The organism is Bacillus sp. RCC_6_1 (assembly GCF_041360755.1).
GTDB classification, from domain to species: Bacteria; Bacillota; Bacilli; order Bacillales; family Bacillaceae_G; genus Bacillus_A; species Bacillus_A cereus.
The window spans coordinates 966,988-980,289 of the sequence record NZ_JBFUPV010000001.1; the positions used below are offsets into that span (position 1 = coordinate 966,988).

Below are 13,302 nucleotides of genomic sequence, written 5' to 3' on the forward strand. Positions count from 1 at the left end.
TTGGGACGGTTTTCTTTTAGATATAGATGCTCTAATTCACTCAATAGTTCTAGCAAAAGCGCCCATATAATTTCATTTACATTGAACCTTATTTAAGAAGAACATAAATTTGTTCAAAGTTTAATTTTTGAGATGTTTCCTTCACTTAACATATAATTGTTGATTAGGATAAATTAGCTCTTGCTGCAATCCATTTTTTTCTTTAATTTCCTTAAGTGTCATACTAAATTTCCGTGCAATACTAACTAAAGTATCCCCTTTTTGTACGACATATAATGATGAAGAAACAACTTCATTTCTTTGTTCATTTAAAACAAGCAATGGGTTCATCGCATTCTTTTTCGCCATCGTCCATCTTCCTTGATGAAGTTCTAGATGTAAGTGTGCACCTCGCGATTCTCCCGTGTTCCCTACTTCTCCAATTTTTTCTCCTTTGGAAATATAATCTCCCTGCCCCACATATCTCTTATTTAAATGTGCATATACAGCCTCATATTCTCCGTGTTTAATAAATACAACATTTCCATAACTACTTGAATAATAAGACTTCGTTACCCTACCATCTTGAATAGCTGCCACAGGCGTTCCAATCGGCGCAGCTACATCAATACCATAGTGTTTTCCATGCCTTGTCCCAAAATAATCACTTATCTGACCTTCAACAGGCCATGTCCATCGATTTTCCTCTGCATAAACATGTAATTGAGATACAAACAGTATACTCAATAACATGACGCCGCATTTTAAAACTTTCATATACATCCTCCGTTTTCTAATTACCACCATACCTTCTCTATTTTGGTATATTACAGAAAAAAGTATACAAAAAAAGAAAGTGAATTACTCCACTTCCTTCTCTTTCTTATCACGAAAAACTAATGCACTACGGTTATACTCCACATCTTTCACTTGTAATCGGGCATTTATTACTCGAGCTATCGCAAACAAATAATCAGATAATCTATTTACATACTTTAAGACAACTTCATTTATTTTCACTTCTTTTTGCAATGATACTATAGAGCGTTCTGCTCTCCTTACAACAGTACGTGCAATATGAATAGTAGCCGCCGCCTCGCTACCACCTGGCAAAATAAAGCGTTCTAATGGCGGGGCTTCTTCTATATATAAATCAATCTTTCTTTCTAAACTTTCAACCATCTCAATTGTCACTTTATAAGGAATTTTTTGTTCCACTATTGCCAAGTCTCCTCCGCAATCAAATAGTTCATGTTGAATATTTTCGAGCTCATTGTAAATATCTCTAAAAGCCTTGCCTTGAACCTTAGTCATTGCATATCCAATATGAGAATTTGCCTCGTCTATTGTTCCATACGCTTCCACACGGATATCATCTTTATCAACCCTGCCACCTATTACACTTGTCGTTCCTTTATCTCCTGTTTTTGTATATAATTTCATTTCTTCACAGCACCTCTCTTATTATTTTTAATTCGACCAAGATAGAAAAAAGTTCTACCATTCTTTATTTAATTGAGTTTACAAAAAAATAAAAAACAGCAGAACTTTATTCATTATCAACTTTAAAAAAGCATATCTAAATTATACGATTCGGTAAATATACAGAGAATGTAGTTCCTTCTCCAACAACACTTGATACAGAAATTTTACCGTCATGGCCTTGAACAATATTTTTCGCAATTGCAAGCCCGAGTCCTGTTCCACCCTTTTTCCCACGTGTTCTTGCTTTATCAGCTTTATAGAAACGATCAAATAAAAATGGAATATCCTCTTCTGGAATGCCTACACCCGAATCTTGTACTTCAAAAATGAGGCCATTATTTTTCGTATCAATTACAAGCGTTACATGTCCACCCGCATTCGTATGACGAATTGCGTTATCAATCAAGTTCGTCAACACTTGTTCCATCCGATCTGCATCAAACGCATATTCTTCAATCTGATTCCGGAAATCAACTGTTAGTTCAACTTCTTTATCCTTTGCAATCCCTTGGAATTTACGACCAATTTTTTCCACAAACGGATGTATGTCCACTTCACCAATATGTAACTCTACGTGACCGCTTTCCATACGAGCTAAATCTAACAATTCATTTACAAGTTTACCTAAACGAACGGATTCATCATAAATGATTTGAACAAACTCATCTATTTCCTCTTTCGTTTGCACAATATCATCTAAAATCGCTTCACTATACCCTTGCAGCATGACCATCGGTGTACGAAGTTCATGTGATACATTCGCAATAAAGTCTTGACGCATTTTCTCAAGACGACGTTCTTCCGTCATATCTCGCAGTACCGCTACAGCCCCACGAATTTTCGTTTGATTGTAAAGTGGTGTCATAAGAACTACATAGTTCCCTTTTTGTAAATTAATTTCAACAACTTGTTGTTGCTCGCTTTCTACAACGAGATGGAATAGTTCCACAAGTTCAGAAGGTAATTTTTTACTTAACTCTATCTCTTTTTCTTCTTGCCAAACTTGTAAGAAATGTTCAGCCGGTGGATTAATAACTACGACTTCACCTTCTTGATTTAACGTAATAACTCCATCTGCCATACTACTCAAAATACTAGCTAACTGTTCTTTTTCTTGCTGCAAAGCATTCATATTAAACTTCAACTGTTTACCCATTTGATTTAAGGCCGTTGCCAGCTCACCAATTTCGTCCTGAGATACCATAGGAGCCTTTGCATCAAATTTCCCACGTGACACTTCAAAAGCAACCTCACGCATTTTACGAAGCGGTGCTGTAATCCGAGTAGATAAGAAGAACGCAAAGAAAGTTGTTAATATAATCGCAATCCCAGCGGCTAAGAAAATGAAATCAGTCGTTCTCTCCATATCTTTTATTGGCACTTGTAAAGATTCATATACGAACACTGCGCTTTGATTTTTTGATTGCACTGGTTTCCCAACGATCACAATATCATTTTCAGTGCTTTTATTCTTTCTACTATCAGAAGCTTTTCTAATGTTGTTCTTAATTTCTTTTTTGTCCGTAAAAACAGCGGCTAATTCTTTATCTTCTTTTAAATTATCCATTGTAAGGGTGACTAACCCTTCTTGTTTCGGTGAAGAAGAGATTTCCTTGCCATCTTCTACAATAATAATCCTTGAAAGTGGATCAGAGAATTTGTACGCGATGTTCTCAATCGTTTTTACATCGGCACCTTCTTCAATTAATTCCGTAACACTTGTTGCGACTTTTTGAAGTCTATTTTCACTCATATCAACATAATACGTTCTAAAAAATTGTGAAAGTAAAATCGCAACAAATCCAAGAACAAACGAAACGAGAAGTAATATGGTCATCCATAACTTCCCTACTACACTTCTCCAAAGCATCAGTCGTTCACAACCTCAAATTTGTAACCTACACCCCAAACAGTAACAATCATTTTCGCTGCATCTGGTGATTTTTTGCTTAACTTCTCACGTAAACGCTTTACATGTGTATCAACTGTACGTAAATCTCCGAAGAATTCATATTGCCATACTTCTTTTAACAGCTGCTCACGATCGAATACTTTATCAGGAGCTTTCGCTAAAAATAATAGTAACTCATATTCTTTCGGCGTTAAGTTTACTTCATTGCCATCTGCAGTAACACGGTGTGCATCGTTATCAATTGTTAAGTGAGGGAATACAGTAACATCTTTTGTCGTTGTATCTTGTGTAAAGAATGTTGTTGGTACAGCACGACGTAATACCGCTTTCACACGTAGCACGACCTCACGTGGACTAAACGGCTTTACAATATAATCATCTGTTCCAACTTCAAATCCTTGTACTCTATTTACTTCTTCACCTTTTGCTGTCAGCATAATAATTGGTGTCGCTTTCTTCTCACGAACCCCTTTACATACTTCAATGCCATCTTTACCAGGCATCATAAGATCTAATAAGATTAAATCGTAATCATTTTGCAACGCCATTTCTAAAGCTGTATCACCATTATCTGCTTCTTCAATCGTATATTGTTCTCTTTCTAAGTACATTTTCAATAAACGACGAATACGATCCTCATCATCTACAATTAAAATTCTTGATTCATTTTCCATCTCTACCCGCTGCGTACTCTCACCTCAGCGGTTCACACCTACCCTTCTTTAACTATTATGTTGCGCTATTCTCGTTTATTTAAGCAATCTTCTAAATGTTTCACTTCCCATATTATGCTTCACAAGAATAATAAATTTTGTTCAATTTTTTTCCAAAACTATGTATTTTTTTTGAACTGTATATAATGTCCTCGACATCATTTTACAAAATCAACCGCTACTTTGTCATGTTTTTCTCAAAAAAGAAGAAAAGTTGACAAAAATAAAATAGGAAAGTGACATGCACTCTCCTATTTTATTTCTCTATGCATATGAATGTAAACCGGCAATAATTAAGTTTACTACAATAAAGTTAAACATAATGATTGCAAAACCAATTACTGCAAGCCAAGCTGATTTCTCCCCATGCCACCCTTTAGATAATCGTAAATGTAGTACTGCAGCATAAAAGAGCCACGTTATAAGTGCCCAAACCTCTTTCGGATCCCAGCCCCAAAAGCGCGTCCACGCTATTTGAGCCCAAATCATCGCAAAAATTAATGCACCTAATGTGAAAACTGGGAATCCAATTGCAATAGATCGATATCCGATTTCATCTAGTAGATCACTATTCGTATTCTTTACTAACGGCTGAAGTGCCGCCGATACTCGCTTCCGTAAAACGAGTCTTAATACAATATACAGTAATGTTCCAACTAACACTGACCAAATAACAGTATTTAATTTTTTTGCATTTACAATTGCTGGAACTTCAACTGCCGGTTCTAATTTATTTTCTGTCAGTAACTTCCCTTCATGCGGTCCAACTAAAGCCGGAAGATTGTACTTCATTTCCAGTTGTTGTTCATTTTTATCAATCCATTGAAACTTCGCTTCATATTTCATACTAGAAAATACCGTTGTTACTCCAATAAATCCAACTGTACAAACAAGTGTAAATACTACCGTCTCTAGCCAAAATGTACGTTTACTTCTCGTCGATTGATCTACATTTTTCAATAAATACATAACGCCTGTAATAAAACTAATCGCTAAAATGGCTTGTCCTGCTGCTGCAGTCGTCACGTGAATATGTAACCAATTACTTTTTAAAGATGGAATAAGCGGAGATATTTCCCTCGGAAACATACTTGCATAGGCAATTAATAAAAGCGCAACTGGTAATGCAAATAGTCCGATTATGCTTACACGGTACATAAAATACATGACAATAAATGCTCCTACAAGCATCATGCCGAAAAATGTACCGAATTCAAAAAAGTTACTAACTGGCGCATGCCCTGATGCAATCCACCTTGTAACAAAATATACTGTTTGTGCTATAAACCCTAAAATTGTAATCGTTATTCCTACATTTGCCCATTTATGACCCTTTTCTTTAATGGCTCCCCCAAAAAATAGAGTCGCAATTAAATATAAAATAAATGCGGTAAAGAGAAAGTTACTACTTATTTGCACCATATCGTTTCCCCACCTTAACTAATTTTTTTATCAATTACTTTATCATTTGGCTGTGGAATTGCTGTACCTTCTATTACTCTTTCAATATCTTTCTTTAAACCGAACCAATTTTTATTTGTATGCCCTGCAATCCACCATTCATCATTAACACGTTGTATCCAAATACGGCGATGATTCCAATACATACCTTGAATGACACCAACCATAAATATAAATCCTCCAATGCCGAGAATCCAAAGCGTTAAATCTTTTCTTACAGTAAGTGCTGTTGCATTTTGCATTTCAACACCTGCAAACGACATTTTATATTTGTTGTTTCCATCTGGTTCTATATTTTGCTGAATACCAACAAAACTCACTTCACCATCTGGTGTTTCAGGTGTAAACATTTTAAATACAAATGCAGGATTGTTTGGTAATTTCGTTTTCGTATTTGGTTTTCCATTCTCATCAAAATAAAAATCAGGAAAATAGCTTAATAGTTCTAGAGAATAACCAGTTCCTAAATCATATTTTTCCTTAGGATTCGTTAAATCTACTTTAATCGGTCCCCACTTTTGATTATTTTCTTTATTTTGTAAGTTAAAGGACATACTTTTAAATTCACTTTCTTTATAATCCACTTGATACACTGCAAATTGATCAAATTTCAGTGGTTCATTCACTCGAATTTCCGCTTCTTTTACTTTTTCTAATTTCGGTTTTTGTCCTGCTATATTTTCTCCTACTGCTTTATATAATACGGCATTCGTTTGGAAGTTTTTCGCAATCATTTTATCGCCTACACGATCAATCGCTTCATCAAAAACTTCCTTGTCCTTACTTTTATCATAAACTTCTTTTATAAATTTCTCGTTTTTTAAGTAGTATTGTCCATCCGTCCCTGGTATCTCTTTCGTTTCACCGTCACGTAACCAAAGTGCTTCGTCTACGTACATACTCGGTAAAAAACGAAGCATCGCACCGAATAAAAAGATAATAAGACCGATATGATTTACATATGGACCCCAACGCGAGAAGCGTCCCTTTTCTGCTAAAACGTTTCCGTCTTCCACTTTCACGTTATAGTTTCTTTTCTTTAAATTCTTTTGCACTCTTTCCAGGTCACCTTCTTGCGGTGTACCAGTCCCATATAATCTCTGTCTCTTTAAAAAGCTAGGATGTCTTTTTACGCCTTGCTTTTTTAAAGCTTTATAAAGTGGAATAACACGGTCTAAACTACATATCACAAGTGAAATACCGATAGAAGCAATCAAAATCATATACCACCATGAACCGTATAAATTATTAAACCCTAATTGATAGTATAATTGTCCTAAAAATCCGTATTCTTGTTTATAATATTCAGCTGGTGCAATCCCTGGAGTTATGTACATTTCTTGCGGAAAAATAGTTCCTATCGCTGATGCAGCTAAAGTTATTACGATTAGCCATACACCCACTTTTACAGAAGAGAAAAAGCTCCAAATTTTATCGATTATCGTTTTTGTCTGCGTGAGAGATCTCCGTGCACTCCCCTCATAGCGCATATCCAATAGTTTTGTATTTTCATTGCTTTCAAATGGTTTCCCGCAAGCTTCACAAAAAACGGTTCCTATCGGATTAACATGTCCACATTCACATTTAATTTCTTTCAACACTCTCACCGCCCCTGTATCTATATGTACTATTGTATATTCTAACCTCAAGTTACCGCAATACTCAGAATTTTTAAACCAGAGGCACTATAGACACGCACCCCTTATGTAAAGGCTTTCTTTATTACGGAGTAATTTTCTTTAAATACCCTTCTAACTGTTCTTTCGTTTGTTCACCTATAATTTGCTCCACTACTTTTCCATCTTTATCAATCAAAAAGCTTGTCGGTAATGGACCTACTCCATATGTTCCTATAATCTTTTGTCCTTTATCAATGGCAACTGGGAATTTCAAACCATACTGGTTCACAAAGTTCTTTACTGCAATATCCGTTTCATCTGCATCTAACGCTATGATTTCAACACCTTTTTCTTTATACTTTGGATATAATTCATTCATATAAGGCATTTCTTTTTCACAAGGTTTACACCACGTGCCCCAAAAGTTTAAAAATACACCTTTTCCCTTTAAATCTTTTAGTTCAATTTTCTTCCCTTCTAAATCCGTCACAACAAAGTTAGGTGCTTCTTTTCCGATTTGCATTTTCTCTTTATTAGCAAAGAATCCTTGATAAAGGGTAAATCCTACAGCACCACATAAAATGAGTAGAATAATAACGCGAAATAATAAGCGATTTTTCTTCATATTACTTCTCCTCTCCTCGATAAATGTTATGTATTATCTTCTGTAAATGTTGTATTGAATAAATCACCAGCAGAGCACTCCACTGGTGAATTTTTAACTCTATAGCTTATCTTGGCTTTGTAGAAGCAAGCGCGCGTAATTGTTTCACCTCATGTGGTGTCAATTCTCTCGCATCACCAGGTCGCAGGCTTCCTACTTCTAAGAAAGCATAACGTTCACGTTTTAATTTCACTACTTTACAGTCTAACGCTTCAAACATACGACGTACTTGACGATTACGTCCTTCATGAATTGTTAATTGTACAATAGCCATTTCTTTACGCTTGTCCCAAGAAATAATTTTCACACGTGCTGGTGCTGTTTTACCGTCTTCTAACGTAACACCGCGTTCTAACATGCGAATTTTCTCACCTGTTAATGGCCCTTTTATTTTTGCAACATATGTTTTTTCAACTTTATATCTAGGATGCATTAATACGTTTGCGAAGTCCCCATCGTTTGTCATTAATAATACGCCAGACGTATCATAATCTAAGCGTCCGATTGGGAATAAACGTTGTGTAATTTCCGGGAAAAAGTCCGTTACAACACTTCTTCCTTTATCGTCTGATACACTTGAAATTACGCCAGTTGGTTTATATAGTAAAAAATAAACAGGTTCTTCTTTTTCAAGAGGGATGTTATTTACTTCTACTTTATCTTGAGGAGTTACTTTTGTCCCTAACTCCTTCACTATTTTTCCATTAACTTTCACTTTTCCTTGCTGAATTAATTCCTCAGCCTTTCTTCTCGATGCAATACCTGCTTGCGCAATCACTTTTTGTAATCGTTCCATTTCTTTTTTTCACCTCGAATTTATCTTACCTTACATTAGAAAGACTTGGCAACCGCATACGCTTTACGGCTATTCGCTTCATCTTACTTAAACAACATAGCGATGATAATAAACATATAAAGGTCAAATCATGTTTTTACCCTTTATTATTGTCCATATTTTTCATATTTCTCACAATAAAAGTTCATCATTTTGTCAAAAATACCACATAAAAAAACCACTATTAAGCTACACCTTAATAGTGGTCGTATACGTATTATAAGCGAAATAGCGTAAAAAATGAATAGTATTACTGAAACAATAAAGAAACGAACACAATTGAGCATATAATCCCGATTAAATCTGCAAAAAGTCCTACTTTTAGTGCATCCCCCATTTTTCTGATCCCAACCGCTCCAAAATATACAGTTAAAATATAGAAAGTCGTATCTGTACTCCCTTGCATCGTAGAAGCCAATCTCCCAATAAACGAATCTGGCCCATATGTGGCAATTAAATCGGTCGTAATACTTAAACCAGCAGAGCCTGAAATAGGGCGTATAAGTGCTAGTGGAACAATTTCTGCTGGAACATGGATCAAATCTAACATTGGCTTCATTACCGATATCATTGCGTCTAACGCACCTGAAGACCGGAATATAGAAATAGACACAAGCATTCCAACCATAAACGGTAAGATGGAAATTGCAATTTGAATCCCTTCTTTTCCTCCCTCAACGAACGATTCATACGTCGGTACTTTCTTTATTGTGCCATATAAAAGGATAAAACCAATTACACAAGGAATTACCCATAAGGAAATTGTATTTACAATACTCATTTTTTCCGCCCCTTTCTACTCCTTCTTCGGTAAAAATAGCGGTCAATCCAAATTGCTCCAATCATAGAAAGTACTTGTGCAATAAATGTTACCCCAACAATTTCAGTAGGATTCGCTGATTCATACGTCATTCGAATGGAAATGACTGTCGTAGGAATTAATGTAATGGCTGATGTATTTAATGCTAGAAACGTCACCATAGAACGGCTCGCCGAATCCTTTCCTCCATTTAACTCTTTCAGTTGTTCCATCGCTTTAATACCAAGAGGGGTTGCTGCATTACCTAGACCAAAAAAGTTTGCCATCATATTTGATAGAATAAATCCCATAGACGGATGATCCTTTGGTATTTCTGGAAACAACCTTTTTACTATCGGCATAAAAAGTGTAACTAATTTTTTTAACAATCCGGCTTCCTCTGCAATTTTCATTAAACCGAGCCAAAATACTAAAACACTAATAAGTCCTATACAAATCGTTACCGCATCTTTTGCTCCGTCAAATACAGCTTTATTCACTTCTTCCATCGTTCCATTTATCATGGCGTATACAATCCCAATGACAGCCATCGCTACCCATACGAGATTAACCATCGTTCCCAACACCTATCATGTAAGAAAAAATTTCTTTCACATTATTCCAGTAAAGTCCCGTTGTAGCTACTAACTTCCGTTTACTATAAAATAAATTCCGTTCTCCAACTTTCTCATTACCAACATAAATGTCTGTCTTCCCAACCTTTACTCCATCCGTAAGTTTTATACTTTTATGGAGTTCAACTTTTAATACTACGTTCTTTTTTTCTTCTTCAGTTAACGGTACCGAAAAACTATTTTTCGTATAAACATGGTTGGCATACTTCTTTTCATTTATTTCAGCAATTGCTCCTTGTCCTAAAACTTTCGTTTGTTTGAAACGTTCAAAACCTTTATCAAACAAATTCATATGATCATCCCAATCACTAGAGGCACTCAAAGTTACGACAATTAAATCTAGTCCATCTTTTGATGCCGTTGTCACAAGCGTTCGCCCAGCTTTCTTCGTAAAGCCTGTTTTTCCTCCTGTTGCAAATTCATAATAAGACGTTACCAGCTTATGTTTATTTTTCCACGGGTAATCCCAAGAATCTGATTTATATGTTTTGGTTCCAAAGATTTTCTTAAATGTCTCGTTTCCCATTGCATATTTCGTTAATAATGCCATATCGTAAGCCGACGAATAATGTGATCCATCTCCATCTAAGCCATGAGGGTTTGAGAAGTGCGTATCTTTCATTCCAATTTCTTTCGCTTTTTGATTCATTAAATATACGAATCCATCTATACTCCCACCCACACTTTCAGCAATTACTTGCGCTGCGTCATTACCAGATCTAAGCATGAGTCCGTATACTAAATCTTCTAACTTCACTTTTTGTCCAGGCTTTAAATAGATTGCCGATCCTTCCACCCTCACCGCTTCATTACTAACTGATACCATTTCTTTCATCTTCCCTGATTCAGCAGCTAATAAGGCGGTCATAATTTTTGTTATACTAGCAATTTTTTGAGGCTCATGTTCTGCTTTTCCGTATAATACACGACCAGACTGTTGCTCCATTAATACAGCATTTCGAGCACTGACATTGCTGTTCATCTTTGCATATGTAGGAATCGGCATAACGCTTGCATACATCATAAGAAGCGTAATGATTACACAAATTCGTCTCATATTTCCCCCCACGTCCTTTTGGCACTTTTTGTACAAGTGTATGCTTGGCCTTTTAAAATATGAACGAAATCTTCCTTCTACTTCCATTAAAAAAGACGCAGAGAATTTGCGTCTAATATGGTGTCCATTCAATTTGTTTCGCAGTTTCAAACCTTTTTTCTACATCAGGCCAATTTACAACATTCCACCAGTTTTTAATATATTCATCTTTTCGATTTTGGTATTGTAAATAATACGCATGTTCCCAGACATCTAGTACAAGGAGCGGTATCGTATCCCATTGTGTAAATAATTGATGAAGTGTACTTTGCAAAATTTCTAACCTTCCAGACCGGGGTACCCAAACGAGAATTGCCCAGCCTGAACCTTCTACTTTAGAGGCCGCTTCTGTAAAATGTTTTTGGAAACGTAAAAAGCTCCCAAAATCTTGTTCAATTTGTTGTGAAAAAGCTCCTCTTGGACTTCCACCACCGTCTTTTTTCATGTTATTCCAAAATATCGTGTGTAAGTAATGACCTGACCCATGAAAAGCCGCTTCCCTTTCCCAATGCTTAATTAAATCAAATTTATTTGTTTTTCTCGCTTCTTCCATCATCTTCTCTGCTTTATTTAACCCTTCCACGTAACTCCGATGATGTTTATCATGATGTAACATCATAATTTCTTTAGAAATATACGGTTCTAATGCATTATACGGATAAGGTAATGGCGGGAGTGTATGTCCTCCAATTGGGACAGCTCGTTCACTATCCCCTCTTTCATATAATTCATATTCCTCTTCTTCTTGCATAAATACTTCCTGCAAGTGATGCTGAATATGTTCTACATCATCGCTTATTTCATACATAAACTCTGCATCTGTTTCATACTCATGCTCTTTCATACGCTCTAATAACGTCTGAATTTTATAAGCAAGCATATGGACATCATACACTTCCATTGCGCGGCTATCTAATACGTGAAGAACACTTTCACACCAATTTTCTACTTCATGAAAGTAATCTGTAAATACACCTTGCTGATTCATGTTGCACCTCCCTAATGCTATCCACTTAACTATATTCAATGAAAATCCCTTATATAACTGTACAAAAGGAAAAGAAGCTAAGTAACCTTAGCTTCTTTTCCTCAATCAATATTTGTGTAACATCTTTGTCTGATAATCCGTCTCATAATATTCTAGTTCTTCACGCATCAATTGAAATTTACCTTCTAAACTCTTCATCACTTGCTCCAAAGATGCAGGTGGTGTTTGTTGAAAAACGATAGAATTTTTCCCTGTATATGCAGACCGACTATTTTCATACCAATGATCACTCTTCGGTGAAAAAAACTCTGCAATTACTTGATGGTAAATCTTATATAAAATTTTTTCAGCTGCTGTTTTTCGAAATGGCTGGCTATTCAACAAAACAAAACATGCATCCTGTCCTTCTTCGCAAAAAACGAGAAGTCGTCTCATTGATGCTAATACCCCTTTATAATATTGCTCATTCCCTGCTGGTGTTTCCTCTAATAAAGAAGGTAACGTATGATAATTTACATAATTAGTTATCAAATTAATAGCATCTTCTAAAAATATAGAAACTTGTTCTGTTTGATTTTCAACCATCAAATTAGACATTTTTCTCTCTCCTTTGCCATTTCACGCTATTTCTACTCTTTTATTTTTATGTAATTCAGCCAATATTTCTTGTACTTTCGACACCGTTCCCTCATCAAAATATTGTTGAAATTCTTCCATATTATTTAAATACAAACGTTTTTGCGCACGAAGCTCCTTATCTTTCACTAAACAACATATCGCTACAATATCACGCAAATATATGTTTTGTTCTTCTACTTTATACACTGGATTTCCTTCAAAAGGAGTAATTTCTTGTAAAACTTCTTCAAAATATCGAACGTATAAAACCGAAAAAGTTTTCTCTTTACCATTTAATATATATGTCACTTCAGATCTGTTAAAAAAATCTTCTGATGTATTAGGTTTCGCTTTTTCTAACTCATATCCTACGTAACCTTTTATAATCATATACTCCCCTCCCCCTCTTTCATCTTATTCTAACTTAATTTTCTGATAAACAAAATATTCTTTTAAATATACCTATATAAAAAATAGCTCGCCTATACAGGAATTTAC

Annotated in this window: 14 protein-coding genes; all 14 read right to left on the reverse strand. The window is 35.5% G+C overall.

Going from position 1 to position 13,302, the window contains the following annotated elements:
* Window positions 1-141 precede the first annotated feature (141 nt).
* Complete coding sequence (locus tag AB6801_RS04825) at window positions 142-756, reverse strand: peptidoglycan DD-metalloendopeptidase family protein (RefSeq protein ID WP_000866120.1); 615 nt, start codon at window positions 754-756, stop codon at window positions 142-144.
* An 84-nt stretch (window positions 757-840) separates the two neighbouring features.
* Window positions 841-1,422, reverse strand: coding sequence for a cob(I)yrinic acid a,c-diamide adenosyltransferase (locus AB6801_RS04830; protein ID WP_000781278.1), 582 nt, complete (start codon window positions 1,420-1,422; stop codon window positions 841-843).
* Between the two features lie 136 nt (window positions 1,423-1,558).
* Window positions 1,559-3,334: a sensor histidine kinase ResE gene (gene resE, locus AB6801_RS04835; protein ID WP_000964697.1), complete on the reverse strand. Its 1,776-nt coding sequence runs from the start codon at window positions 3,332-3,334 to the stop codon at window positions 1,559-1,561.
* A complete protein-coding gene (gene resD, locus AB6801_RS04840) occupies window positions 3,334-4,050 on the reverse strand; it encodes a DNA-binding response regulator ResD (RefSeq protein ID WP_000426861.1) in 717 nt (238 codons plus the stop codon). Before resD ends, resE begins: the two co-directional genes overlap by 1 nt.
* Window positions 4,051-4,353: 303 nt before the next feature.
* The gene (gene resC / locus AB6801_RS04845) at window positions 4,354-5,511 is read right to left on the reverse strand and encodes a cytochrome c biogenesis protein ResC (RefSeq protein ID WP_000250081.1); all 1,158 of its coding nucleotides are present in this window, start codon (window positions 5,509-5,511) and stop codon (window positions 4,354-4,356) included.
* A gap of 14 nt (window positions 5,512-5,525) precedes the next feature.
* The gene (resB, locus tag AB6801_RS04850) at window positions 5,526-7,151 is read right to left on the reverse strand and encodes a cytochrome c biogenesis protein ResB (protein WP_000910547.1); all 1,626 of its coding nucleotides are present in this window, start codon (window positions 7,149-7,151) and stop codon (window positions 5,526-5,528) included.
* A gap of 121 nt (window positions 7,152-7,272) precedes the next feature.
* On the reverse strand, window positions 7,273-7,794 hold the full coding sequence (gene resA / locus AB6801_RS04855; RefSeq protein ID WP_000742194.1) for a thiol-disulfide oxidoreductase ResA: 522 nt from the start codon (window positions 7,792-7,794) through the stop codon (window positions 7,273-7,275).
* Window positions 7,795-7,900: 106 nt separating this feature from the next.
* Window positions 7,901-8,629 carry a 23S rRNA pseudouridine(2605) synthase RluB gene (rluB, locus tag AB6801_RS04860; RefSeq protein WP_000440556.1) on the reverse strand — a complete coding sequence of 243 codons (729 nt, stop codon included), beginning with the start codon at window positions 8,627-8,629 and terminating at the stop codon, window positions 7,901-7,903.
* Between the two features lie 289 nt (window positions 8,630-8,918).
* On the reverse strand, window positions 8,919-9,449 hold the full coding sequence (spmB, locus tag AB6801_RS04865; RefSeq protein ID WP_000029514.1) for a spore maturation protein SpmB: 531 nt from the start codon (window positions 9,447-9,449) through the stop codon (window positions 8,919-8,921).
* The gene (spmA, locus tag AB6801_RS04870; protein ID WP_000247811.1) at window positions 9,446-10,042 is read right to left on the reverse strand and encodes a spore maturation protein SpmA; all 597 of its coding nucleotides are present in this window, start codon (window positions 10,040-10,042) and stop codon (window positions 9,446-9,448) included. The genes spmB and spmA overlap by 4 nt, the downstream gene beginning before the upstream one ends.
* Window positions 10,035-11,159 carry a D-alanyl-D-alanine carboxypeptidase family protein gene (locus AB6801_RS04875; RefSeq protein WP_001252636.1) on the reverse strand — a complete coding sequence of 375 codons (1,125 nt, stop codon included), beginning with the start codon at window positions 11,157-11,159 and terminating at the stop codon, window positions 10,035-10,037. Before AB6801_RS04875 ends, spmA begins: the two co-directional genes overlap by 8 nt.
* A gap of 112 nt (window positions 11,160-11,271) precedes the next feature.
* Window positions 11,272-12,186, reverse strand: coding sequence for a superoxide dismutase (locus AB6801_RS04880; protein ID WP_001075739.1), 915 nt, complete (start codon window positions 12,184-12,186; stop codon window positions 11,272-11,274).
* A gap of 105 nt (window positions 12,187-12,291) precedes the next feature.
* Window positions 12,292-12,783: a YpuI family protein gene (locus AB6801_RS04885; protein WP_000067556.1), complete on the reverse strand. Its 492-nt coding sequence runs from the start codon at window positions 12,781-12,783 to the stop codon at window positions 12,292-12,294.
* 21 nt (window positions 12,784-12,804) lie between these two features.
* On the reverse strand, window positions 12,805-13,194 hold the full coding sequence (locus AB6801_RS04890) for a hypothetical protein (RefSeq protein WP_000584363.1): 390 nt from the start codon (window positions 13,192-13,194) through the stop codon (window positions 12,805-12,807).
* Window positions 13,195-13,302: the final 108 nt, after the last annotated feature.

What these genes read in the sequence shown, in the direction of transcription:
- AB6801_RS04885 (WP_000067556.1), bottom strand. Translation starts at nt 12,783, where the DNA reads ATGTCTAATTTGATGGTTGAAAATCAAACAGAACAAGTTTCTATATTT.
- AB6801_RS04890 (WP_000584363.1), bottom strand. Translation starts at nt 13,194, where the DNA reads ATGATTATAAAAGGTTACGTAGGATATGAGTTAGAAAAAGCGAAACCT.
- resD (WP_000426861.1), bottom strand. Translation starts at nt 4,050, where the DNA reads ATGGAAAATGAATCAAGAATTTTAATTGTAGATGATGAGGATCGTATT.
- AB6801_RS04875 (WP_001252636.1), bottom strand. Translation starts at nt 11,159, where the DNA reads ATGAGACGAATTTGTGTAATCATTACGCTTCTTATGATGTATGCAAGC.
- resE (WP_000964697.1), bottom strand. Translation starts at nt 3,334, where the DNA reads ATGCTTTGGAGAAGTGTAGTAGGGAAGTTATGGATGACCATATTACTT.
- spmA (WP_000247811.1), bottom strand. Translation starts at nt 10,042, where the DNA reads ATGGTTAATCTCGTATGGGTAGCGATGGCTGTCATTGGGATTGTATAC.
- rluB (WP_000440556.1), bottom strand. Translation starts at nt 8,629, where the DNA reads ATGGAACGATTACAAAAAGTGATTGCGCAAGCAGGTATTGCATCGAGA.
- AB6801_RS04825 (WP_000866120.1), bottom strand. Translation starts at nt 756, where the DNA reads ATGAAAGTTTTAAAATGCGGCGTCATGTTATTGAGTATACTGTTTGTA.
- spmB (WP_000029514.1), bottom strand. Translation starts at nt 9,449, where the DNA reads ATGAGTATTGTAAATACAATTTCCTTATGGGTAATTCCTTGTGTAATT.
- AB6801_RS04880 (WP_001075739.1), bottom strand. Translation starts at nt 12,186, where the DNA reads ATGAATCAGCAAGGTGTATTTACAGATTACTTTCATGAAGTAGAAAAT.
- resA (WP_000742194.1), bottom strand. Translation starts at nt 7,794, where the DNA reads ATGAAGAAAAATCGCTTATTATTTCGCGTTATTATTCTACTCATTTTA.
- resC (WP_000250081.1), bottom strand. Translation starts at nt 5,511, where the DNA reads ATGGTGCAAATAAGTAGTAACTTTCTCTTTACCGCATTTATTTTATAT.
- AB6801_RS04830 (WP_000781278.1), bottom strand. Translation starts at nt 1,422, where the DNA reads ATGAAATTATATACAAAAACAGGAGATAAAGGAACGACAAGTGTAATA.